Annotated in this window: 22 protein-coding genes, 1 tRNA gene and 1 pseudogene; 15 read left to right on the plus strand and 9 right to left on the minus strand. The window is 39.3% G+C overall.

Translation table 11 applies throughout. The features are described 5' to 3' along the window. Nucleotides 1-24 precede the first annotated feature (24 nt). Nucleotides 25-726, minus strand: coding sequence for a tRNA (guanosine(37)-N1)-methyltransferase TrmD (trmD, locus tag IQ226_RS20735; protein ID WP_193898550.1), 702 nt, complete (start codon nucleotides 724-726; stop codon nucleotides 25-27). A gap of 258 nt (nucleotides 727-984) precedes the next feature. Continuing rightward, nucleotides 985-1,149 carry a hypothetical protein gene (locus IQ226_RS20740; RefSeq protein WP_193898552.1) on the minus strand — a complete coding sequence of 55 codons (165 nt, stop codon included), beginning with the start codon at nucleotides 1,147-1,149 and terminating at the stop codon, nucleotides 985-987. A 126-nt stretch (nucleotides 1,150-1,275) separates the two neighbouring features. Between IQ226_RS20740 and IQ226_RS20745 the strand changes: the two genes are divergently transcribed. From IQ226_RS20745 to IQ226_RS20770, 6 genes are all read left to right on the plus strand, one after another. After that, complete coding sequence (locus tag IQ226_RS20745; RefSeq protein WP_096667964.1) at nucleotides 1,276-2,139, plus strand: cyanophycinase; 864 nt, start codon at nucleotides 1,276-1,278, stop codon at nucleotides 2,137-2,139. Nucleotides 2,140-2,316: 177 nt separating this feature from the next. Continuing rightward, nucleotides 2,317-5,013 carry a cyanophycin synthetase gene (gene cphA / locus IQ226_RS20750; protein WP_193898586.1) on the plus strand — a complete coding sequence of 899 codons (2,697 nt, stop codon included), beginning with the start codon at nucleotides 2,317-2,319 and terminating at the stop codon, nucleotides 5,011-5,013. A gap of 195 nt (nucleotides 5,014-5,208) precedes the next feature. Then, on the plus strand, nucleotides 5,209-5,475 hold the full coding sequence (locus IQ226_RS20755) for a hypothetical protein (protein WP_193898554.1): 267 nt from the start codon (nucleotides 5,209-5,211) through the stop codon (nucleotides 5,473-5,475). Next, a complete protein-coding gene (locus IQ226_RS20760; RefSeq protein WP_193898556.1) occupies nucleotides 5,462-5,689 on the plus strand; it encodes a hypothetical protein in 228 nt (75 codons plus the stop codon). The genes IQ226_RS20755 and IQ226_RS20760 overlap by 14 nt, the downstream gene beginning before the upstream one ends. Nucleotides 5,690-5,891: 202 nt before the next feature. After that, a complete protein-coding gene (locus tag IQ226_RS20765; RefSeq protein ID WP_193898564.1) occupies nucleotides 5,892-7,064 on the plus strand; it encodes an ImmA/IrrE family metallo-endopeptidase in 1,173 nt (390 codons plus the stop codon). Next, the gene (locus IQ226_RS20770) at nucleotides 7,061-7,600 is read left to right on the plus strand and encodes a hypothetical protein (RefSeq protein WP_193898566.1); all 540 of its coding nucleotides are present in this window, start codon (nucleotides 7,061-7,063) and stop codon (nucleotides 7,598-7,600) included. Before IQ226_RS20765 ends, IQ226_RS20770 begins: the two co-directional genes overlap by 4 nt. 104 nt (nucleotides 7,601-7,704) lie before the next feature. On the opposite strand, the gene IQ226_RS20775 is transcribed toward IQ226_RS20770, so the two are convergent. Then, a tRNA-Ser gene (locus tag IQ226_RS20775) sits at nucleotides 7,705-7,789 on the minus strand. A 58-nt stretch (nucleotides 7,790-7,847) separates the two neighbouring features. Next, nucleotides 7,848-8,777, minus strand: a complete 930-nt coding sequence (locus IQ226_RS20780) for a TIGR04168 family protein (RefSeq protein WP_193898568.1) — start codon at nucleotides 8,775-8,777, stop codon at nucleotides 7,848-7,850. 150 nt (nucleotides 8,778-8,927) lie between these two features. Between IQ226_RS20780 and nadA the strand changes: the two genes are divergently transcribed. Further along, the gene (gene nadA / locus IQ226_RS20785; RefSeq protein ID WP_193898570.1) at nucleotides 8,928-9,893 is read left to right on the plus strand and encodes a quinolinate synthase NadA; all 966 of its coding nucleotides are present in this window, start codon (nucleotides 8,928-8,930) and stop codon (nucleotides 9,891-9,893) included. A 176-nt stretch (nucleotides 9,894-10,069) separates the two neighbouring features. Here nadA and IQ226_RS20790 read toward each other — a convergent pair whose 3' ends face one another. Next, the gene (locus IQ226_RS20790; protein ID WP_193898572.1) at nucleotides 10,070-10,960 is read right to left on the minus strand and encodes a hypothetical protein; all 891 of its coding nucleotides are present in this window, start codon (nucleotides 10,958-10,960) and stop codon (nucleotides 10,070-10,072) included. A 226-nt stretch (nucleotides 10,961-11,186) separates the two neighbouring features. Then, a complete protein-coding gene (locus tag IQ226_RS20795) occupies nucleotides 11,187-12,320 on the minus strand; it encodes an SGNH/GDSL hydrolase family protein (protein ID WP_193898574.1) in 1,134 nt (377 codons plus the stop codon). Between the two features lie 1,030 nt (nucleotides 12,321-13,350). Between IQ226_RS20795 and IQ226_RS20800 the strand changes: the two genes are divergently transcribed. After that, nucleotides 13,351-13,545: a hypothetical protein gene (locus tag IQ226_RS20800; protein ID WP_015083627.1), complete on the plus strand. Its 195-nt coding sequence runs from the start codon at nucleotides 13,351-13,353 to the stop codon at nucleotides 13,543-13,545. Between the two features lie 541 nt (nucleotides 13,546-14,086). Here IQ226_RS20800 and IQ226_RS20805 read toward each other — a convergent pair. Further along, nucleotides 14,087-14,755, minus strand: coding sequence for an ATP-dependent Zn protease (locus IQ226_RS20805; protein ID WP_193898575.1), 669 nt, complete (start codon nucleotides 14,753-14,755; stop codon nucleotides 14,087-14,089). Nucleotides 14,756-14,892: 137 nt separating this feature from the next. On the opposite strand from IQ226_RS20805, the pseudogene IQ226_RS20810 reads away from it, so the two are divergent. Further along, nucleotides 14,893-15,084: pseudogene (locus IQ226_RS20810) on the plus strand (Uma2 family endonuclease); the annotation flags it as partial. Nucleotides 15,085-15,189: 105 nt separating this feature from the next. Here the strand turns inward: IQ226_RS20810 and IQ226_RS20815 are convergent. Together IQ226_RS20815 and IQ226_RS20820 are read right to left on the minus strand one after the other, a co-directional pair. Then, the gene (locus IQ226_RS20815; RefSeq protein ID WP_193898577.1) at nucleotides 15,190-17,097 is read right to left on the minus strand and encodes an ABC-F family ATP-binding cassette domain-containing protein; all 1,908 of its coding nucleotides are present in this window, start codon (nucleotides 17,095-17,097) and stop codon (nucleotides 15,190-15,192) included. A 70-nt stretch (nucleotides 17,098-17,167) separates the two neighbouring features. Next, nucleotides 17,168-17,584 carry a DUF1824 family protein gene (locus IQ226_RS20820; RefSeq protein WP_193898579.1) on the minus strand — a complete coding sequence of 139 codons (417 nt, stop codon included), beginning with the start codon at nucleotides 17,582-17,584 and terminating at the stop codon, nucleotides 17,168-17,170. A 403-nt stretch (nucleotides 17,585-17,987) separates the two neighbouring features. Here IQ226_RS20820 and IQ226_RS20825 point away from each other — a divergent pair, with 403 nt between their 5' ends. The 6 genes from IQ226_RS20825 to IQ226_RS20845 form a co-directional block, all read left to right on the plus strand. Beyond that, entirely contained in the window at nucleotides 17,988-19,790 is a 1,803-nt protein-coding gene (locus IQ226_RS20825) for an ABC transporter ATP-binding protein (RefSeq protein ID WP_193898581.1), read from the plus strand. 164 nt (nucleotides 19,791-19,954) lie between these two features. Then, entirely contained in the window at nucleotides 19,955-20,380 is a 426-nt protein-coding gene (locus IQ226_RS20830) for a hypothetical protein (RefSeq protein ID WP_193898583.1), read from the plus strand. Nucleotides 20,381-20,577: 197 nt separating this feature from the next. Then, entirely contained in the window at nucleotides 20,578-21,801 is a 1,224-nt protein-coding gene (locus IQ226_RS20835) for a bifunctional sterol desaturase/short chain dehydrogenase (protein WP_193898588.1), read from the plus strand. 111 nt (nucleotides 21,802-21,912) lie between these two features. Then, nucleotides 21,913-22,038: a hypothetical protein gene (locus tag IQ226_RS25690; RefSeq protein WP_255539991.1), complete on the plus strand. Its 126-nt coding sequence runs from the start codon at nucleotides 21,913-21,915 to the stop codon at nucleotides 22,036-22,038. 45 nt (nucleotides 22,039-22,083) lie between these two features. Next, nucleotides 22,084-22,740, plus strand: a complete 657-nt coding sequence (locus tag IQ226_RS20840; protein ID WP_193898584.1) for a VWA domain-containing protein — start codon at nucleotides 22,084-22,086, stop codon at nucleotides 22,738-22,740. An 85-nt stretch (nucleotides 22,741-22,825) separates the two neighbouring features. Further along, a partial coding sequence (locus tag IQ226_RS20845) for a transposase (RefSeq protein ID WP_193896637.1) occupies nucleotides 22,826-23,043 on the plus strand: 218 nt, incomplete at its 3' end.

The raw sequence follows: 23,043 nt of genomic DNA on the forward strand, positions 1-23,043 counted from the left end.
CTTCCCCTACTTCCCCCACTTCCCCTACTTCCCCTGTTCCTTCTCTTCTTCCCAAAGTTTGAGCAAATCGGGACGACGGGAAGCAGTGCGTTCAATTTGTTGTTGAAAACGCCAACGAGCGATCGCTGCATGATTACCACTTAGTAGCACATCTGGGACTTGCCAACCACGAAAATTTGCTGGACGAGTGTACTGGGGAAAATCCAACAAATATTCCTCAAAACTTTCCGTCTTCAGAGATTCCTCCTTACCTACAGTCCCCGGAAGCAGACGCACCACACCATTAATCAAAACCATCGCAGGAATTTCTCCCCCCGTCAAAATAAAATCCCCCAAAGAAATCTCCCGATTCACCAAATTTAGCACCCTGTCATCTACCCCTTCATAATGACCACAGATCACAACCAATTGGTCGTAATTCGTGGCTAATTCGCGCAGCAAGGGCTGATTCATCGGTTGTCCCTGGGGACTCATCAAAATCACCTCTCGACGGGGTAGAATCGGCAAAGACTCCACAGCCGCAAAAATCGGTTCTGGCTTCATCAACATTCCCACACCACCACCATAGGGTTGATCATCCACTTTATGGTGCTTATCCGTAGTAAAATCTCTAGGATTAACTAAATGCACTTGAGCAATCTGTTTAGCCAAAGCCTTAGCCAACAAACCAGAATTGAGGATTGATGTAAAACAGTCAGGAAAAAGTGTAACTATATCAAAACGCACAGTAATTCGTATTCGATAGAACTAATTTTAAGGGTAGATACTTAGCCAATACCATAACTGATAACCTAGCATGGATTCAGGAGTTCGCAGTTCGGAGTTCGGAGTTCAGGAGTCAGGAGTTCAGAGTTCAGGAGGAAGAAGAATCGTTTTCACCAATGACCAATGACCAATGACCACTGACCTCAAAAGTTTTTCTAATTACTTAATTTATGTTTAAATATTGTCACTACTAAATTTAAATTAACAATCCCACCAAAGTTAACAACTTCCGGGATACATCCAACCAGCCTCAGAAGTAAGAGTGTCAAGACCGACTAAATCCTCAGTCCAGAAGGGAATTATAGTTAATTTAGCACTATGAAAGCCATCTGGAAAAAGTAGATAGGTAAAAAACAAGATGCTGGCTATGAGAACGACGGACATGAGAAAATTGAGGCATCGTGTGCGTCAAGCAGTGTCCTCTCATCAAAAAGCCAAAGGCGAAAATTAACAAGCAACAAACCTTGTTCAATTAACCTGAAGTTGTTGAATCCCTCAAGCAGAAACACAATGCCGCAGTTAGAAGTTAAATCGCTGGAAATGAGGACACCCCAAGCTACTAAAACCGCCGTACTAGTTATCGGAGGCGCAGAAGATAAAGTTCATGGACGTGAAATTCTAAGAACTTTTTTTGTTCGTGCTGGTGGTAACAAGGCGTATATTACAATAATTCCATCAGCCTCTCGTGAGCCTGCCATTATTGCCGGTAGGTACGTTCGCATTTTTGAAGAAATGGGTGCGGAAAAGGTTGAGATATTAGACATTCGGGAACGGGAACAATGCGAAAATCCTGAGATTAAAGCATCTCTTGAAGCCTGTAGTGGTGTCTTCTTGACAGGAGGAGACCAACTGCGTCTTTGCGGAGTCCTGTCCGACACACCAGCAATGGAAATTATCCGCCAGCGGGTAAGAGCCGGACAACTGACTCTAGCAGGAACTAGTGCTGGAGCAGCCGTGATGGGACATCACATGATCGCAGGTGGTGGTAGTGGTGAAACACCAAATCGTTCCCTAGTGGACATGGCAACAGGCTTAGGATTCATTCCTGAAGTTGTCGTTGACCAACATTTCCATAACCGGAATCGGATGGGGCGACTAGTTAGCGCGATCGCCGCTCACCCAGATAGATTAGGTATTGGTATAGACGAAGATACCTGTGCTGTGTTTGAACGCGACGGTTGGCTACAGGTTATGGGTAAAGGCAGTGTCACCATTGTTGACCCTACCGAACTTACCCACACCAACGAACCTAACGTTAGTGCTAACGAACCCTTGACCGTACATAATTTAAGACTACATATCCTCAGTTACGGAGATCGCTTCCATCTTTACCAACGTACTGTTTTACCTGCTGTGCATCGCATCTCTAGCTGACGATAGGAAGATATAGAGTATCTCAGGTTACACTGATTTCACCACATCTTGATTTCTTCCTCTAGAGTTTAGATCAATTCCATCTAAGAAGGAAAAACTGCTTCAAATGCCAAATTTAGCGGTCAGTTCCAGCAAAAAACTAGAATTTTGGTTACGAATCTCCATCTACCTATTCCCATGAGAATCCTCAAGATCCAGACCTTACGCGGCCCAAATTACTGGAGCATTCGACGGCACAAACTGATCGTTATGCGCCTAGACTTAGATAACTTTGCCGAAACCCCCTCAAATGAAATATCTGGCTTCTATGAAGGATTAGTAGAGGCACTGCCAAGTCTAGAGGGTCACTACTGCTCCCCAGGCTGTCGTGGTGGTTTTCTAATGCGGGTGCGAGAAGGCACCATGATGGGTCATATAGTGGAACACGTAGCCTTAGAACTCCAGGAATTAGCGGGAATGCACGTAGGTTTCGGTCGCACCCGTGAAACCGCCACACCTGGAATTTACCAGGTAGTGATTGAGTACCTAAACGAAGAAGCGGGTCGCTATGCAGCCCGGGCAGCAGTCAGGCTATGTCAAAGTATTATTGACCGGGGACGTTATCCCAAAGCCGAACTAGAGCAAGACGTTCAAGACCTCAAAGACTTTTGGCGTGATGCTTCACTAGGCCCTTCCACAGAAGCCATTATCAAAGAAGCGGAGAAAAAAGGTATTCCTTGGATGCCTTTACCAGCTAGATTCTTAATTCAATTGGGCTATGGTATCCACCAAAAACGGATTCAAGCCACAATGACCAATAACACAGGCATTCTTGGTGTAGAACTAGCTGGTGATAAAGAAGCTACTAAACGGATTCTCGATGCCAACGGCGTACCAGTCCCCAGAGGTACAGTCATCAATTTCTTTGATGATTTAGAAGAAGCCATTGAATATGTTGGCGGTTATCCCATCGTGATTAAACCTTTAGATGGTAATCATGGACGAGGGATTACCATTGATATCCGCAACTGGGAAGACGCAGAAGCAGCTTATGAAATGGCTCGACAAGTCTCTCGCTCAATCATTGTTGAGCGCTATTATGTGGGACGAGATCATCGGGTATTAGTCGTTAACGGCAAAGTAGTGGCTGTAGCCGAGAGAATTCCTGCCCATGTCGTAGGTAATGGCAAATCTACAATTACAGAACTAATTGAAGACACAAACCTTGACCCTAAACGTGGTGACGGACATGATAACGTCTTGACGAAAATCGAACTAGACCGTACCAGCTACCAACTCCTAGATAGACAAGGGTACACCATCAACAGTGTGCCACCCCAGGGGGCAATTTGTTATTTAAGAGCTACAGCCAACTTAAGTACAGGTGGTAGTGCTGTAGATCGCACAGACGAAATTCACCCCGAAAATCGCTGGTTGGCACAACGGATAGTCAGAATTATCGGCTTAGATGTGGCTGGTATAGATATCGTGACTTCAGATATTAGCCGTCCTTTGAGAGAATTAGACGGTGTAATTGTGGAAGTCAATGCTGCCCCTGGTTTCCGAATGCACGTTGCCCCCAGTATCGGCATTCCCCGCAATGTTGCCGGCGCAGTCATGGATATGCTGTTCCCCAACGAACAATCTAGCCGCATTCCTATACTTTCAGTTACAGGTACGAATGGCAAAACCACCACAACGCGCCTGTTAGCCCATATTTATAAGCAAACTGGTAAGGTTGTCGGCTACACAACTACAGATGGTACTTATATCGGTGATTTCTTAGTAGAATCGGGAGATAATACAGGACCCCAAAGCGCCCATGTTATCCTTCAAGATCCGACCGTAGAAGTAGCTGTATTAGAATCGGCTCGCGGTGGTATTCTCCGCTCTGGGTTGGGTTTTGAAAATGCTAATGTAGGTGTAGTATTAAATGTGTCTGCTGACCATTTAGGCATCGGCGATATAGATACTATTGAGCAATTAGCCCATCTTAAAAGCGTAGTTGCTGAAGCTGTTTTCCCTGATGGTTATGCGGTACTCAATGCCGATGATTACCGGGTTGCGGCTATGGCAGAAAAGACTAAGGCCAACATTGCCTACTTTACCATGAATCCCGACTCGGATCTGGTGCGGAAACATATCCAACAGGGGGGGGTAGCCGCAGTCTATGAACATGGTTATCTGTCTATTGTCAAAGGTGATTGGACACACCGCATCGAAAGGGCAGAAAATATCCCCTTGACAATGGGTGCAAGAGCGCCATTTATGATTGCTAATGCTTTAGCCGCTAGTTTGGCAGCTTTTGTTCAGGATGTCACTATTGAGCAAATTCGCGCTGGTTTAAGGGGCTTTCGTGCTTCTGTAAGTCAGACCCCAGGACGCATGAATTTGTTTAATTTGGGTAAATACCATGCTTTGGTAGATTATGCCCACAATGCGGCTAGTTACGAGGCTTTGGGGTCATTTGTCCGTAATTGGACAACGGGACAGCGCATTGGTGTAATTGGTGGTCCTGGCGATCGCCGTGACGAAGATTTTGTTACTCTAGGTAGATTATCAGCAGATATCTTTGACTACATTCTTGTTAAAGAAGATGATGATACTAGAGGTAGACCTCGTGGTTCAGCTTCAGATTTGATTGTTGAAGGCATTACCCAAGTTAAGCCTAATTACCGCTTTGAATCAATTTTGGATGAAACCACAGCTATTAACAAAGCCTTAGACATGGCTGCTGATGGTAGTTTGGTAGTAGTTTTGCCAGAAAGCGTCAACCGGGCGATTAAGTTAATTAAGATGCGGGGTGTACAGGAAGAAATTCAGCCTCAGCAATCAATTAACAATGATTCCCAAAATGGGATAGCACCTTCTTCTGTTGTTAATACACTGATTTAGGAGCATCTCTTGTTTGTAAATTGCCCTCAGACTAATTCATAATTTAAGTCTGGGGGTTAATTGACGGTAGGTGTAGCAAACGTGTTTATTGATAATAAAAACACGGGCATATTATTCAGTATTTTGCCTATAAAATAGAATAGGGCTTAGAACTAATTTCTCTTATAGTAATTCCTAATTGGGAATTGAAAACTTATGTTAAACATTACAAACACCAATTTTAGGTTGACAAACAATAACTCTACTAATGAAGCAATGAGAGAAATAGCTTACAGTATGGATTTATTAATTCCTGGATTTTACCTATGGCTACCAGGAATACATATTCGGTTTGGTGGTGCTGTTCCTGATGAGCAACCTTACAAATATCCAGGTACGATACATAGCAATTTAGGTATGGCTTTAGTATTACCAGGTTATAAGATATTCACAACTTATCAGGGTAGTTATGACCCTCAATAAGCATCAAATACGGGGACTACCAAACTTTAAATGTACGATTTTAGATGCAAATCAATTTGAAAAATTAATGCTTGATGCCGGTTATTCTATATCAGGAACTGCTCCAGCACAAGGTAATAGAGTTAAAGTTTGGTGGGTTCATGAAGAATACCCAAGAGTAGAATCTATTTATACTCCTGATCAGAAAAAGGTAATCACTGCTTATCATGTATAATTGTTTATGATTGGGTAGTTTTGAGTTGTTATTTTTAGTTTGATATTTTTTAGATGGGAAGAGAAAGGGCAATCACTTGGTCAGTAGTAACAAAACTTCACTTAGTGCAAATACTTTCCACCTTATGTATATAGTAGTATGTAGCTTAGAACTCCAAGTTTATGGCTGTAAAAGGCTTGTTAGCTAATAGCAAAGATAAACTATGACATTTGACTATGTATTGTTAGGTAAGAAACTGCGAGAATTGCGTGAAGACTTAAAGATTAATGTTTTAGAAGCATCTGCTCGAATTCAAATCAGTGTAGATGAATATTTAAAAATTGAGTCTGGAGAAAAAAAAGCAACAGGTGATCAAATTGTTTTACTAGCAAACCTATACCAAGAGGATTTTCGTTATTTTGTTACTGGTGATTATCCTTCAGCCAGATCGCAAATAACAGAAATGTTCCGTCTTAATTCATCACTTTCCCAAAAGGATAGAATTGCAATTCAAATCTTTGTGAGGCTTTCCGAATACGAAATGTTTTTGGAAAGAGAAATATTTAATAAGAAGTATAACCTTCTCCCCAATTATGGAAAACGTCAATTTGGTCACAATTACTTTAAAAGACAGGGTGAGGAAGCTGCTAAATTAGAAAGAGAACGTTTAGACTTAGGGTTATCACCAATTAAAGATATTTTTGAACTTATCCGCAATCAAGGTATTCATGTTTTTAAACGCCAGCTAGAAGACAGAAATATTTCTGGATTATACATTAACCACCCCGCAGATGGTCATTGTATTATGATTAACTATCTTGATGACATATACCGTCAAAATTTTTCGGCTGCACATGAATATGGTCATGCTTTATTTGATTCAGATATTGGTCAAGAGGTCAGTTATTTAACTACTGAAAATAATGAACTGGAATGGAGAGCTAATAGCTTTGCTCGTAACTTTTTACTTCCTAAACAAAGCATTAAAAAAGATTATATTCCAGTCACCAAATATGAGGATTGGATAAACGTAATTCGCCAAATAGCCAGAAGTTTTTGTGTTAGCTCTAAAGTAGTCATTGTTCAGCTTAAAGAGATGCAATGGATTGATGAAAAATTAAAAACACAGTTATGGGAAGAAAAACTTCTTGTTATTAAATCACTGGATAAGTTTGATCCTGAGCTTCCAGTAAGTTTATCAAATGGACAAAAAGAACGACTAACACAAGTTATTCAGAATGGTCTTTCTTGGTATTTTATTGATTTATGTACACAGGCTTATAGGAATGGAGAAATTACCTATCACAAATTGTTAGAAATGTTTTCATTACCATTAGAGCAGGGATATGAAATATTAAATGAATTTAGAACATTTTTAGAGGTAGCAGAATCGTGAACTATATTGTAGCTATTGATACTTGTGCAATTATTCATTTAATGTATATTGAACGCTTTTATTTGCTGAAAGCACTGGGGTTTTCTACTGTTATCACGACAATATACGTACAGTTAGAATTTGAAAATGGACATTCCCGAAGCCGTGACTTTTTCTTTAATTTAACTGATAAACAAGAAATTTCACAATATCCCTTGCAAATTGAGGATTTAGTTGAAATGGCAAACATTCCTCAATCAAAAAAAGCCAGCGATGCTGAATTATCTTGCTTTGTAATTGCAAAACGTATGGGTTGCAAGGCTATGACGGATGATCAAAAAGCTTGTAATTATATTCAAAGGCATATTTCAATGTCTCCAGGAAGTGTAATTAATTTAGTTGATATAGTATTGGAGGCATATTCTAAGTATCACTTAAGTGATGAAGACTTGCGCGATATACAGAAAACACTAAAAGAAAATAAGTTTCTTATAAAGATGGATTTGCTTTACGAGGGTGCAAGACGAAGATTAATGACAAGTACATTAGTTGAGTAGTCACAGGTAGCAAATAAGTTTTAGTTAACAATAACTTCCTACATCCTAGCTAAAAAAGTAAATACGAGTTGTTATCTTACTCAACCTATTTAAAATCTATTCAATGGAGAGGGGGAGATTCGAACTCCCGGAAGCTTTCACCTCATCCGATTTCAAGTCGGACGCATTCGACCACTCTGCCACCTCTCCAGATTATTTGTCAGAAATGTGTAACACAAAAACTGACAAATAGTATCATAACATATAATTACAGAATTGGCACTACTGAAACTGAAGAATTATAAAAAACTTCCTCAGTAGCGATTTGGTAGTCCTGATTCACCCAAACTAGAGAAGCTTTTGTTACCAAACCATCCTCCAAAGAAACTAGAGAAAAATTCCGTAACTTCATCCCGTCTTGTTGAATAATCCGGGGGACAGTAGCAGCGTTTAAGTAAATAGTTCCTTCTGGACTTCTAAACACAGCCTTTCTTTGCAACTTTTTAGTATGGCGCAAAGTTCGGTGCATATGACCAAAAGCAACCAGGGGAACAGTTTTCTTCAGATTGAGACTTTGAGAAATTGCTTCTGCGAAATCAGGATCACCAAAATCACCACCAATAGGATGCCAATCTTTGCCACAAGGGTCCTCAGCGCGATCGCCTAAACCACTCGGTCCATTGTGTCCGAGAAAAATAATATGATCACAAGTAACACTTTTTACTACCTTAACAATTTTATCTGCGGACTCCTCCAAACTAGAGACACCATAGCGTTCTTGACACATTTGGGCAAATCGCCATTCGGGTCCTCCCCAGGTAAAAGGACGACCACCCACCACAGTTAAATTCCACTGCGGAAAATCTAACTTACCATAACCGACTTGGGCAGAACCTAATAAATCTAGCTGTTCCTGTACCCAGTCTTCCTTGGTGCGGTCATAAGGACATTTTTTGCGTCCCCATTCAGTCGCCGAGTACCAGGCATCGTGATTGCCCATTACCGCCGCTTTGGGAAGGTCTAGAGAAGCGATCGCTTTTACCACTTCCACCGACTCATTCCCGAAATCACCGACAAATAGCGCCAAGTCAACACCGAGATGCTGGAGTGCTATGCCGTCCTCTACTTCCCATTGGTCGTGAACATCGCCAATTACAGCAATTTTGATAGGTTTTGATTGATTTTTCTGACTGGTCATGCCACTTTAAAAAGCCGTATATCTCCAGGATATGAAACTCCACCGGATTTGGACATAAATTGCTAGAATCAATCCCTCCCTCTTTTTGGTAAAAACTACTATAATTAAATTCACAACGTAATAATTTGTAATTAAAAGCAGTTTTTAATTGTGTTTACAACTACACTTACCCAACCAAAATCAGGTATTTTACCCTTAGATTTGTTTGCCGCCATTGCGGATCTGAAAACAGAACTGAATGCAGTGATATTAGCCCACTACTATCAAGATCCTGACATTCAAGATATTGCCGATTTCATTGGCGATTCCTTACAATTAGCCAAAGCCGCAGCCAATACCAAAGCTGATGTCATTGTCTTTGCTGGTGTTCACTTCATGGCGGAAACAGCCAAAATCCTCAACCCTGATAAATTGGTGTTATTACCAGATATCAATGCAGGCTGTTCTTTAGCCGATAGTTGTCCTCCCCAAGAGTTTGCAGCTTTCAAAGCCGCACACCCAGACCATTTGGTAATTTCCTATATTAACTGCTCTGCCGAAATCAAGGCTATGAGCGATATTATTTGTACCAGTTCCAACGCTGTAAAAATTGTTCAGCAAATACCCCAGGAACAGCCAATTATTTTCGCCCCAGATCGGAACTTGGGACGGTATGTAATGCAACAAACCGGACGGGAAATGCTGTTATGGCAAGGTAGCTGTATTGTCCATGAGACTTTTTCCGAAAAGAAACTGGTGCAGTTAAAAATTACACATCCTCATGCAGAAGCGATCGCTCACCCCGAATGTGAAACCAGCGTTCTCCGCCATGCCAGTTATATTGGCTCTACAGCCGCCTTACTCAATTATTGTCAAACCAGCCCTAGTCAAGAATTCATCGTGGCTACAGAGCCAGGAATCATTCACCAGATGCAAAAACTAGCACCTGACAAACACTTTATTCCCGCACCCCCCCAAAGTGATTGTAACTGTAACGAATGTCCATTTATGCGGCTAAACACCCTAGAAAAACTGTATCTAGCCATGAAAAACCGCACCCCAGAAATTACCCTACCAGAAGAAATCCGCATAGCCGCACTCCGACCCATGCAAAGAATGTTAGAAATGAGCCGATAAATAGGGGTTGCTGAAAAAGTCTTTTCGTGAATGCTAGGAGTCAGGAGGTAGGGGCGCAGGGCCTGCGCCCAAGGAGTCAGGAAGAAGGAAGAAGGAACAGGAAAAATACATCCTGTTCATCCTTAAATCCTGGACATCCTGATATGGCTTACGCCACGCTTCGCTATCAGACATTGTTAATATTTACTCTTTTGAGCTTCTTTCTGGGCAGCCTCACTAAACTTTTTATACAACTTAGTTCTAATTTGTGCTTCCTGATAACGGCTGTGGCTAGGTGCAACCTGACCCATTAAATCAGAAGCCCGTTGCCAAGTAGCAGCTAATTCCAACCACTGAGTTGAAGTTGTAGCCGTTGTACCAGTCACAGTCGCCTGGTTAGCCAGTCTCACAGATGCGGCAAACGGATCATCCAATGGGATAGAAAGACTTTGGCTAACAGGACGATTCGATGATTCTGGCGGTCTTTGGTTGACTGTTTGAGAAGATCGAGAACCCACTAATGGCAACAGCTTCTTTAATGGATTACTTAACCGAAAATCTAGCAACCAAGCCAGTAAAATTACTGAAGATAAACCAGCAACCCATATAAATAGAGTTTTGACAGAAATTTTGCCCTGATTTCGATTCTTCAGCAAAGATTGGGGTTTTGCTAAAATAGGTTTTCTTGATTTGGTATAAACTTCAGTTAACTCTGGAATTAACCGCTTTAACAAATTTGGTTGGTGTACAGTAATTTCCCGTGACCACAGTAACTGACCATCAGTATCGCGGTTAATTTCCTCCAACCATAGTAATTGCTCTTCTCGAACAATTCGACTATTAATATTAACTCGGCGAATATGATGTGGTGCAAGTGAGTCCAAAATTTCTTGAATTTTTGGTACTAGGACAGATTGCTCCAGTTGCTCTACTGTAGCTGCTTCACACAAGAGTTGTAATATGCCAGTCACAAAAACTGCTCTAGTTCTGACACCAGACACAACTAGCCTTTCATTTAAAACTTGAATAATTGCCGCCACGCTGCCCTGGTGAGCTTGCCAAGCGATATCATTTATCCGATCTGCCATTTGATATTTAGTGATAGCTATCACACCCTGATCTGTAAAATAATATAACTTAAGTTAGTGACATACTAGTGTGTTAATTCTGAATCCCTTATCCCATAAGACTTCATGGTCATTGGTCATTGGTCATTGGTCATTGGTCATTAGTCATTGGTCAACTACTCCTACCCCTTGCCCTTTACCCATTTTCAACTAGCAACTTACGTTAATATACATCAATTCGCATATATCAATTGTAAATTTGAGCAACTCTATATTCTATCTGCTCAAGTGCAAATTGCCAGACCTGATATCCTGCTAAAGATAAATGTAATCCATCAGTAGTTAATTCGGGACGCAAATTGCCATCAATATCCGTAAACCAATTGTGAATATTGAGGTAATTAGCCCCTTGCTTTTGGGCAATTATAGCCAGTTGGGCGTTAATATGACGAATTCGACTATTGGGGATTTTCTGCGATCGCACAGGTAAAATAGATTGGACAATAATCTGACTACTGGGATGACTCTGACGTAAGCTATGAATAATCCGGGAGGAATTGACCAAAATTGACTTGTCAGTAGCACCCTTCCGTAAATCGTTAATCCCAATCATTACATAAATTATATCGGGTCTGGTGGCAGAAAATGCCGACAATCTTTTAGAAACGCCCTCGGAAGTATCTCCAGATATACCTTGATTTAGCCATAATTTACCCGTAGGTAGTCTGTCCTTGGGAAACCACAAACTTAAAGAATCACCTACTAAAATACTCAACCGATTCGCACCTTGACCTTTAGCTATAGCTTTAGCTTCCAGAGCTAATAAGCTTTTCCAATCTTGATAAGTCAGTTTATCCGCCTTATTTGATTCCCCGGACAATGCTAAATTTTCATCATTATCAGTGCGCGTATAAATTTGACCAGATACAAGTGATGCTAATCTTTGCTGGTAGAGTTGACCACCAGAAATAGGTGATGTAGTTGGAGTCTTTTGGGAATTGAAGTTAAAGGATGATTTCACAGGTATTGATAACCCATGCTGTCTAAATTCTGACAAGAGAATCTCTAAGCTGGGGAGGTTTTTCCTGATTACTGATGATTGTTCAACGGTCGTCGGTGTTTGTCTACTAAATTCTGGTAATAATTTATCAGTCTTGACAAGACTCTTCTTGGCTGGTGAGGACTTTTCAATTTGATTACTAAATTCAGGTACAGCAATTTGACGTGGAGAATTTTCCTTGCCCTCGTAAACCTGGAAACCCTCGGCTAAATCTAATAAAGATAGAGAATCTTTGGGAAGATTGGTTATTTGGAGAGGTGTTGATATTGGCATTACCAATCCTGTTAATAAACTTGCAGCCAACAGATAAGGTTCACTCATCGTTGTTTTATTCCTTGTGTGTATTCACTACTTTTCCTTATGACAGCGTTAACTAAGTGAATTCAGGAAGATTTCGATTTTTGTCTAAGTAGGTTGGCGTTAAAAATTGTTGTTATAGCCAGGGAACGGGGAACAGAATAGGGGGTTTGGGCAACTTGCGCTTTGCTATCAAAAAACTATAGATTTCAACTCAATACGCCAAATTGAAAAAAGCCTTGATTTGTAGGTTAGGTTAATGGACAGCGCAATTTAACGCTTGTATTGGATTTCATGCTTCAGCCCAACCTACAAAAAATGGCGAAGGCTTGTTAAGTTAGACTGGCTCTATTGTACCAGTTTACAATATTTAATATTATTAATTAATTCAATGCTATTTAACCCATTGAATCATAACAAATATCCTCCCGTCAGGATTAATCAACACTAAATTTTGGGATTTTATATTTTAAAAGCTTTGCTCTATAAGCTTTATAGCTTTTTGAGTATCTAGCTGTTACCATCGTTTTTCAATATCTTATCCCTTGATGATCTACTAAATTTTGGGATTCATACTTTTGGTAGATGACAATAATTAATTGTTTATGATGTGAGTTGTAAAAAAAATTAATAACTAATTATATAGTTATCAATTTTTGCGGATAAAAAAATAGTAATAAAACGCTAGAAAGTCTAATTCATAAGGTTTAAATAGTATTTATTTTTTTCAAGATAGCTAGGTTTATTTGCACCTACTTACACAAATAGTGTTATTTTTAATGCTAAAATAAATTACGTTATTATATTGTGTAATTTTGGTGACATACTCTTTTGTGACAGAGTAAGTAAATCGTTAAAATGCTTGCTACAGAAGAGTTATGCCCGTAGTTAAAAAGTTAGATTTGCAGAATTATTGAGTCTGTTTGCTATTTATAGTCTGGATTAGACATACAAAGATTTATCGAAACTAAAGTAGATCAGTTCCGGGGATGTAGAATAACTTAGCGAAAAGTGCTAAGATTTATCCGATGTCATTAATGTTTCTTTTTATAACGTGGCTAGAGCTAGTACAGCAATCGGTGTATCTCCCATCATTAAGGAGATTGTGCAAAAACAGGCACATTCAACTCGTTTAACTTTGAAAGAAGTTATTCTTATGGGAATGTTGGCAATTGATAAGTTAGATGATCAAAATTGTCAAGAATTGGCAGATCAAGTTCATCAAATGCAGGTTAATGGTGAAATCTAAAGCTGCTGGTAGGGATCTGAAACTAGATCCTTCTTGTCTGTCAAGAATTTAATAAAAAACTCAGCGAAAGTTTCATAAACTTTGCTGAATGAGGTTTGATTCCTGCTTGGTTACAGCGCTGTAAATAGGCAATATTAGACTTGATAGCGGCGATTTTCAATAAATTGGCAAGATTGCCTCCATGATTGGGAAATTGATTAAAAATATCATTTCCAATTCGTGGAATATTTTAGCCTTATAGCCATTTTTGAGTAGTTTTGCATACTCTGGCTATGGGGCTTTAATATTTTTTAAATAGGGCTTGCTGATAGCGTAGCGTAGCGTTAGCCATATAAAGCTAAAACCATTTATTAGTAAGGGTTTCGCGGATTTTTATCACAAAAAAGTGCCAGGTTTTGGCTGATGGTGTCTCAAAATAGGTGCATTTTTCCTTGTCGGATTGGGAAAATTGAGGATATCCAGATAGTTGAAACTGTCCCCGTGGCGTAGCACCTGTCACCTGTCACCTTCCCTCACAGACAACTTATTCAGCAAACCCTAATTAACGGATAGCTTTTTTACACTCCTCAACAGAAACCCGTTGTCTCATTGCTGCTACCAAAGCCTGATAACCATCCCAATTCTCCTGAATCAAAGTTTTAGACTGAAGTAGATGAAACCGTTGTTTTTGCTGATAAAGTGTTTCCGAAAAACCGAGAACTTGCAAAATTTCAGTTAACTTACTTTTATCATCATTACCACCTTCAGCAGAGTTAAAAACCAAAGTTTCTGCCGCAATTCCCGCCATCCAAATAGTACAATAACGGTCTAATATTTGAGCAGTAATTTGGCCCTTTTCTATTTGCGCTGTTAACTCCTCATCTTCTAAAGTTATTCCCCCTTGTCCTGGTTGTCCTTTTTTCCAAGCTTCCCAAGCACTAAGAGTGTAACCAGTTACCGGAATTTCTAACAGGTGAGCCACGAGAAAATGACCAGCTTCATGATGTAAAATCCGTTCTTTATATTCTGGAGAAAATCGCGCCACCAAGTCTAATACTATCGTTCCTCCCTTGCCTTGAAAGCTGAAATTATCTAAAGTTGCAATTCCTAAAAAAGTCACTGTAGCTAAAGCAGGTATCGTTGGGGAAAGATGTATTAATGGTCCTAACAGGCTGGAAAAAGTCATCAGAAAAACAGAGATAGCAATCAGATTTATCGCAGTTTGGCTCATGGGAGTTTTTTAATATAAGTTACTTAAATATAACAGAACATAGATCCCCGACTTCTTGAAGCAGTCGGGGACCTGAGCATTTTGAACATTGCTATAATAAATCTATACTACATTCCGTAAAAAATTATCTCAAAACTATGCAATCTCCATTAAATATTCTCACGGTTGAAGAATACTTAGAAGCCGAGAAATCTAGCGATATTCGCCATGAATATGTAGCCGGACAAGTTTTTGCAATGGCGGGTGGAAGCGAAGAACATAACCTAATAGCTGGTAATATTTACGCTATACTACCTCCCCATTTGCGCGGGAGTTCCTGTCGTGCTTTTTGGCAGATGTTTATGAAAATGTAGTAATTAATACTTAGTAATACCATTTATTCCTTAGGGAGCCTCTAAATGGCATTCCCAGTCGGAGACTGGGAACGAGATAACTTAAGAATCCATTTCCGCTAATTCCAACCAGCGTTCTGTAGATAAATCAATATTTTTCTTCAGCGTTTCTACCTCTTCATACAACTTCTGCACTTGGCTATAGTTTCCAGCTAGAGTTGCTAATTTCTTTTCTACGGCTGTTTTATCTGCTTCTAACTTGGCAATTTTACCTTCTAATTCTTCAAATTCCCGTCTTTCCCAATTGGATAATCTGCGGCGTTTTTTAGTCTCTGCAACTGGAGAGACAACCTTTTCTCCGACAATTACAGTTTTTTGTGTCTCTTGTTTTTCTGCTTCCTCAGCTTTTTTATAATCTAAATAAATGGAATAATTCCCTGGATATTGACGTAAACCCCCACCTTCTTCTAGAGCAAAAATTCTATCTACCGTCCGATCTAAAAAATAACGATCATGAGAAACTACAATGACACAACCATTAAAATCCTCTAGATAGTCTTCTAATACTGCTAATGTCTGCACATCTAAATCATTAGTCGGTTCATCCAAAATCAACACATTTGGCGCACTAATGAGAATCCGCAATAAAAACAAACGACGTTTTTCTCCCCCAGAAAGTTTATTAATAGGTGCATATTGTTGATTTCCTGGGAACAAAAATCTCTCTAACATTTGGGAAGCCGTGATTTTCGTACCGTCGGATATTTGAATAAATTCCCCTTCTTCCTTAATATAATCAATCACTCGTTGATCTTCATTTACCGCCGTTAACAATTCTTCTGAATGTTGGTTAAAATAACCAATATGAATTGTAGTCCCAATTTCCACACTACCAGAATCTGGTTTGATTTTGGCAGTCATAATATCCATTAAAGTAGATTTTCCTGCACCATTACCGCCAATAATGCCAATCCGATCTTCTGGACTAAATTCATAAGTAAAATCTTTAATGAGAGTTCTCCCATTGTAGCCTTTACTAACATCTTTGAGTTCAATAACCTTTTTACCAATCCGTCTACCAACGGTAGAAATATCTACCTTACCATTAAGTTGTTTAAACTCAGTATCTCGCAGTGCATGAGCGCGTTCAATTCTGGCTTTTTGTTTGGTACTTCTCGCCTTAGGTCCTTTTTTTAACCATTCTAATTCCCGCCGTAAAATCCCTTGATGTTTCCGTTGAGTGCTAACGGCAGATTCTTCAGCTAAAGCTTTCTTTTCTAAATAATAGGAATAGTTACCTGTATAATTGTAAATATCACCTCGATCAATTTCGATAATTCTATTAGTAACTTTATCTAAAAAATAACGATCATGAGTAATTAATAAAAGTGCGCCGCGATAGCGATTTAAATAACTTTGTAACCATTCTACTGATAAAGCATCAAGATGGTTTGTAGGTTCATCCATTAACAACAAATCTGGTTCTGATATCAAGGCTGCTGCTAAAGCAATCCGCTTGCGATATCCCCCGGATAATGTGCCAACTTTCACATCAAAATCAGCAATTCCTAACTTTGTTAAAATGATTTTGGCGTTGGTTTCTACTTCCCATGCACCCGTCGCATCCATCCGCTGCATTACACTAGAAAGTCGAGACATTAACTGACTATCATCGGGATAATGTGCCAATTTATCAGATAATTCTTCATACTCTCTGACGAGGTTCATTTGTTCGCCACTGTCAGCAAATACCTGTTCTAAAACAGTGTGATTTTCGTCCATATCTGGTTGTTGGTGTAAGTAAACAATTTTAGAACCAGAATTAACTAAAATCTGTCCACTATCAATTGATTCTAAACCAGCAATCATTTTTAATAAGGTTGATTTGCCAGAACCATTAGTGCCAATTAAACCAACTTTGTCATTAGTATCCAGACTAAAATTAGCATCTTTTAAAAGTTCTTTAATTCCAAAATCTTTTTTAACTGATTGTAAGGTAACGATGCTCATATTATGCGGTAATTAGTGATGAAGAATTGGGCGGGCATTGCCCACCCTAAAGATGATTGTAAATGAAATCCTAGACAAATAAATCGAGGGGTAAATGTCCATACATCTCGTTAACTCCTCCCTCTTGATAAGACTGGCAAGATACTAACACTCCCCGATGATGCCCAGAATAGGAATCGAGATAACACAAGCCATTTTTGCCATTTAATTTGATATAAACTGGTCCTTCTGGATGTGGTAAATCAGTTGGCGCTTGATAACCCAAAGCGCGAGAATAGGTTTTCATGGCTAAAATCCCCTCTGCGGCAGTATCAGCACAAATACCTAAAATTTGGTAATCAGTAAGGCTGGTGAGAAAAATTAATGCCTCACGAGTGGGAACTTTTTCTGAAGGTTTAAGAATGGGGGCAATATCCAGACAGTTAAATTTGTTGAGTATTTTCTTGGCTTCTGGGAGTGAGAGTTGTTGATGATTGGGAGTAGACATAATATTGATTTGTCTAGTTTTACGTCTGGTTCTGGTTTCGGGAGGGAGATTTGCTCACATTAGTGGCATTTTTGAACAAAATCAAGATTGATATGGCATATTCCCTAAGTTTTAGCAGGAATTTTTGCTGTATTGGTAGTCTTCACTGAAAATTAGCACATCTGGTTGATTGACAAGGTTATTATACCCTGCTGTTTGCTGCTGGGAACAATAATTTTAGCGACAATATTTTCTAATATAATTCCCAAAAGTGAAGTTTGCCAAATTACAAGTTACCAATTTCTCAAAATTATCTCTTCTGTTCCTCAAGGAAGATAACTGTATCTATTGCTTCAATATTGATAATAAATCAACTCAATTATATGGTAGTATTAGCTGCAAGTAATTATTAATTAATGTGGCTATGCCATTTAAATCTCTCCGATTATCAAAAAGGCGTAAACATTCTGTTCGTCCCCTCCAGCGTCTATTGAAATATGGACATCAGTATATTAAACAAATTCGTCTGGCTATTGGTGCTTCTATCCTCAATAAAGTTTTTGACTTAGCACCCCCTGTATTAATTGGGATTGCGGTGGATGTGGTTGTTAAGCAACAAGATTCTATCATTGCCCGGTTAGGTGTAAAAGATATTTATGGGCAATTTCTGATTTTATCCTTGTTGACGGTGATTACTTGGGTGTTGGAGTCATTGTTTGAATATGCCTATAAGTTACTATGGCGCAATTTGGGACAAAATATTCAGCATAATTTAAGGCTGGACGCATATAAGCATTTACAAGAATTAGAATTAGCTTATTTTGAAGAACGCAGTACCGGTGGTTTAATGTCTATTCTCAGTGATGATGTTAACCAATTAGAGCGGTTTCTAGATGTGGGCGCAAATGATATTATTCAAGTAACTACTACGATTATTATTGTTGGCGGTGCGTTTTTTATTTTAGCTCCTAGTGTGGCGGGAATGGCAATTTTGCCTATGCCATTTATTCTCTTTGGTTCGATAATTTTTCAGAAATTTCTAGCTCCTCGCTATGGGGAAGTTCGGGAAAAAGTAGGGTTACTAAATGGCAGATTATCTAATAATTTGAGTGGGATTACCACTATTAAAAGTTTTACAGCAGAAGCTTATGAAGCGGCGCGGGTAGAATCGGAAAGTAATGCTTATCGTCAAAGTAATGCTAGGGCGATCGCTTTATCTGCGGGTTATATTCCGATTATTCGGATGTTCATTTTAATCGCTTTTACCATCTTGCTATTATTTGGCGGGATGGCAGCAGTAGAAGGCAGATTGGCTGTAGGTGCTTATAGTTCTTTGGTGTTTTTAGTCCAGCTTTTACTGTGGCCATTAACCAGGTTAGGAGATACCTTTGATTTATATCAAAGGGCAATGGCTTCTACTAATCGAGTGATGGATTTGTTGGATACTCCGATGGCAATTCATACCGGAAATATTGATTTACCTGTAGATATGATTCGCGGGACTTTGGAATTTCAAAATGTGAGTTTTGCTTATCACAACAGAAACCCAATTATTCACAATTTATCTTTGGAAATTCCCGCAGGACATACAATTGCGATTGTGGGTGCAACTGGTTCAGGAAAAAGCACCTTAGTTAAACTCTTGCTGCGATTTTATGAGGTGCAAAATGGTAAGATTACTTTGGATGGAATTGATTTACAACAATTAAATTTGCGAGATCTCCGCCGCGCTATTGGTTTAGTCAGTCAGGATGTGTTTTTATTTCATGGTACAGTGGGGGAGAATATTGCCTATGGCACTTTTACCGCTACCAATGAAGATATTATCATGGCGGCGAAAATAGCCGAAGCTCATGATTTTATTATGAGTTTGCCCCAAGGTTATGAGACAATTGTGGGAGAACGGGGGCAAAAGTTATCTGGGGGACAAAGACAACGGATAGCGATCGCTCGCGCAGTATTAAAAGATCCACCAATTCTCATCCTAGATGAAGCCACCTCAGCGGTAGACAATGAAACCGAAGCCGCAATTCAGCGTTCTTTAGAACGGATTACGGTCAATCGTACCACAATAGCGATCGCTCACCGTCTTTCCACCATTCGTAATGCTGATTGCATTTATGTCATGGAACATGGCAAATTAGTCGAAGCCGGAACTCACGAGCAACTATTAGAGAAAAATGGCATTTATACAAGTCTCTGGCGTATGCAATCTGGGTTAAAATAAATGTCATCTCAAAAATATCTTGTAGGGTGCGTCAGAGTTATAATATTTTTTAATATCCACAGATTTTTATGTCTGACGCACCCTACTTGTATATGATTTATTGCCAAGTCTAGTGTGTGCAATCTCGGTTAAAATAACAAAAATAAAATTACCAATTAATGATCATGTTTAGTATTCCCCAACCCGAAACAGCAGAGAATAAATGGCGAGGACAGTTAGATAGATTTGTCAAAGATAATCAACCAGAACTAGCCGCACTTTTTTGGGGATTGTGGTTAGAAAATGGTAATAGTCAGGGAACTATCGGGATTGATTTACAACCAACTCCCCATTTTGTCTATTGTCCCCAAGGCGAAATAGAAAAATTAAATGAGCGAGTTGAAAATCGTCTCCAAGAAATTTTAGGAATTATTGATAATAACAAACCTGAAACAGAAGTAGTTATGATTGGAATTGGTAAAGGAGAAATTAAGTTAATTCAATTTGCCCCCAAATCATCACCAGAAACTTGTTTTCACCAAATAGGAAAAGATATAGATGGATTATTGGATTTGCTAGAACAGCGATTAGTTGAACAAATCAGGGATTGATATAACCATTGATATAGATCAGGAAAAATCTCAGATCCCCGACTTCTTTTATTTGTTGTGTCCGCAAATTATAAATTAATCTCAGAAGTCGGGGATCTGGGTATACAGGAGTGCTATAACTGAATACTTACGGAAAAATACACAAACGTACTAATAACTTGGTTTAATTAAGAAAAAGAGGTATCACCAGAAAGATGATGATTTTGGCTCAAAGCTTAACTATTGACTCGGTTTTAGTAAACAACTGTATCCAGTTCACAACCTGGGGATTTTCCTCCCTCTTACTGGCGGAAGTTGTCAGAGATGCTTATCATGCTTTGTGCCATCAAATAACATGGTTAGCAAAATGGCACAATAAACATCATGCTGTGTACCGTCGAGATTTAACTTTAACTTCGCAAAAAGCCTACGTAGATTCCCAGTTGTATCACGATATCGTCGAATCAGTCATCCTAGTAATCATCTTAACAATAATTGCCTTACTAGCCCATCAATGGGGATTATGGTTAGGAGTCGCTTATGCTGTTACTTTTTTATACGGTGCATCACTCCGATATTTCCAAGGAACAATAGACACAGACTACAATCATTTACCCGGAGCATTAGACAAAATTCCTTCCGTTTGGTGGGTAAATAGAACCTATCATTGGCGGCATCATTTTGATGATGTTAATGCTTACTATAGTGGTGTGTTTCCCCTAGTGGATAAAATACTAGGAACAGGACTTTCTCTCAAAGGTAAAACCGTAGCATTAACAGGTGCTTCTGGTGCATTAGGACAAGCATTAGCAGCAGAACTATTAAAGCATAATGCCAAAGTTGTGGCATTAACAACCAATCCTGAAAAAATCGCAATTCAAGAGCGGGTCAAAATTGTAAAATGGGAATTAGGTAATGAAACTCAACTAAAAGAAAGTTTAAATAAAGTTGACATTCTCATTATCAATCATGGCGTAAATGTGTATGGAGATAGAACTTCTAGTGCCATTCACAATTCCTATCAAGTTAACACCTTTTCTGCTTTGGAACTGATAGATGTCTTTTCTGCAACTGTCACAGGACCCCAAGACAAAGCCACCAAAGAAATTTGGGTAAATACTTCAGAAGCGGAAGTTTCCCCAGCCTTAAGTCCCTTGTATGAACTCAGCAAAAGAGCATTAGGGGATATTGTCACCCTCAAAAGATTAGATCAAACTTGTGTCATTCGCAAATTAATTTTAGGACCATTCAAAAGTCAATTAAATCCCTATGGTGTCATGTCAGCAAATCAGGTTGCCAAGGGAATTGTATTTTTTGCCAAACGGGATTTCAGAAATATTATTGTCACAGTAAATCCTTTGACTTATATCCTATTTCCCATCAAAGAATTTAGTACCTGGTTGTACTATCAGATTTTTAGTAAAGGGGTAAAAAGCAAATAATTATCAAGATAACGTTGCTAAATAAAATCTAACAGTCTCCTTTCTCTCCACCTCTGCGTCCTCTGCGCCTCTGTGGTTCGTATCAAATAAGATGACTGATGATTTGTGAAAATGCTATTAGCAACGTTATCCATGATATTGGGAAAAAATAAATATGAAACTAAATATTTAGACATTATGGGTATTGATTCCGTACAAGCATCCATGTTAAGCTATGTAGTAACAAGTAACATCTAGTTTATACATTTTGCATCTCACCTTGATTAATCAGGAGTATCAAAAATGCCAGTAGGTTTGCCTGAATTTGTGGAAAACCCGGAAAATCGTTGTCCGGTAATTCTCTTGCTTGATACTTCTGGCTCAATGTCAGGACAACCTATCCAGGAGTTAAATCGAGGTTTGGCGGCTTTCAAGGAAGATGTAATGAAAGATGCTCAAGCCTCCTTAAGTGTAGAAGTGGCTATTGTCACTTTTGGACCTGTGAAACTGACGCAAGATTTTGTCACTATAGACCATTTTACACCGCCTAAGCTAGAAACAGAGGGTGTCACACCAATGGGTGAAGCTATAGAATACGCTTTGGATTTATTGGAAACCCGCAAACAGTCTTATAAGGATAACGGTGTTCTCTATTATCGTCCTTGGGTATTTTTAATTACCGATGGTGCGCCTACAGATGCTTGGGAAGGTGCAGCGCAAAGGGTGAGAGAAGAAGAAGCACAGCGCCGAATGTTGTTTTTTACTGTTGGTGTTCAGGGTGCAGATATGAATAAACTCAGACAAATTGCCCCTCCAGAACGTCCTCCAGTGACGCTGAATGGCTTAGATTTTCGCGCTTTGTTTGTTTGGCTTTCCACTTCCATGAAACGGGTTTCTAGTGGCAAAGTAGGGGAAGCTGTAGCATTACCGCCGGTGGGGTGGGGGCAAATTACTACTTAGAGGGTGTTTGAAAAGTTAGAAGTTGAGTAAAAAAAGCTCTCAGGGTATAATCTGTAAATACAAAAATACAGAACCGTAGAGAGCAATGAGTAAAGTATACTCCAGCAACCTAACTAAAGAACAGTGGGAACTAATAGAACCTTTAATTCCAAGAGCTAAAACTGGTGGTAGAAAACGAGAAGTAGATATTTGGTGCGTACTTAATGCCATCTTTTATGTATTAACTCAAGGATGTACATGGCGAAACTTACCCGGAGACTTTCCCCCATGGCAAACTGTATATACATATTTCCGCAATTGGCG

The organism is Dolichospermum sp. LEGE 00240, from assembly GCF_015207875.1.
GTDB classification, from domain to species: domain Bacteria; phylum Cyanobacteriota; class Cyanobacteriia; order Cyanobacteriales; family Nostocaceae; genus Dolichospermum; species Dolichospermum gracile.

Coding starts and splice junctions, on each gene's coding strand:
- IQ226_RS20740 (WP_193898552.1), bottom strand. CDS start 1,149: ATGTCCGTCGTTCTCATAGCCAGCATCTTGTTTTTTACCTATCTACTT.
- IQ226_RS20745 (WP_096667964.1), top strand. CDS start 1,276: ATGCCGCAGTTAGAAGTTAAATCGCTGGAAATGAGGACACCCCAAGCT.
- cphA (WP_193898586.1), top strand. CDS start 2,317: ATGAGAATCCTCAAGATCCAGACCTTACGCGGCCCAAATTACTGGAGC.
- IQ226_RS20755 (WP_193898554.1), top strand. CDS start 5,209: ATGTTAAACATTACAAACACCAATTTTAGGTTGACAAACAATAACTCT.
- IQ226_RS20760 (WP_193898556.1), top strand. CDS start 5,462: ATGACCCTCAATAAGCATCAAATACGGGGACTACCAAACTTTAAATGT.
- IQ226_RS20765 (WP_193898564.1), top strand. CDS start 5,892: ATGACATTTGACTATGTATTGTTAGGTAAGAAACTGCGAGAATTGCGT.
- IQ226_RS20780 (WP_193898568.1), bottom strand. CDS start 8,777: ATGACCAGTCAGAAAAATCAATCAAAACCTATCAAAATTGCTGTAATT.
- IQ226_RS20790 (WP_193898572.1), bottom strand. CDS start 10,960: ATGGCAGATCGGATAAATGATATCGCTTGGCAAGCTCACCAGGGCAGC.
- IQ226_RS20795 (WP_193898574.1), bottom strand. CDS start 12,320: ATGAGTGAACCTTATCTGTTGGCTGCAAGTTTATTAACAGGATTGGTA.
- IQ226_RS20805 (WP_193898575.1), bottom strand. CDS start 14,755: ATGAGCCAAACTGCGATAAATCTGATTGCTATCTCTGTTTTTCTGATG.
- IQ226_RS20815 (WP_193898577.1), bottom strand. CDS start 17,097: ATGAGCATCGTTACCTTACAATCAGTTAAAAAAGATTTTGGAATTAAA.
- IQ226_RS20820 (WP_193898579.1), bottom strand. CDS start 17,584: ATGTCTACTCCCAATCATCAACAACTCTCACTCCCAGAAGCCAAGAAA.
- IQ226_RS20825 (WP_193898581.1), top strand. CDS start 17,988: ATGCCATTTAAATCTCTCCGATTATCAAAAAGGCGTAAACATTCTGTT.
- IQ226_RS20830 (WP_193898583.1), top strand. CDS start 19,955: ATGTTTAGTATTCCCCAACCCGAAACAGCAGAGAATAAATGGCGAGGA.
- IQ226_RS20835 (WP_193898588.1), top strand. CDS start 20,578: ATGATTTTGGCTCAAAGCTTAACTATTGACTCGGTTTTAGTAAACAAC.
- IQ226_RS25690 (WP_255539991.1), top strand. CDS start 21,913: ATGCTATTAGCAACGTTATCCATGATATTGGGAAAAAATAAATATGAA.
- IQ226_RS20840 (WP_193898584.1), top strand. CDS start 22,084: ATGCCAGTAGGTTTGCCTGAATTTGTGGAAAACCCGGAAAATCGTTGT.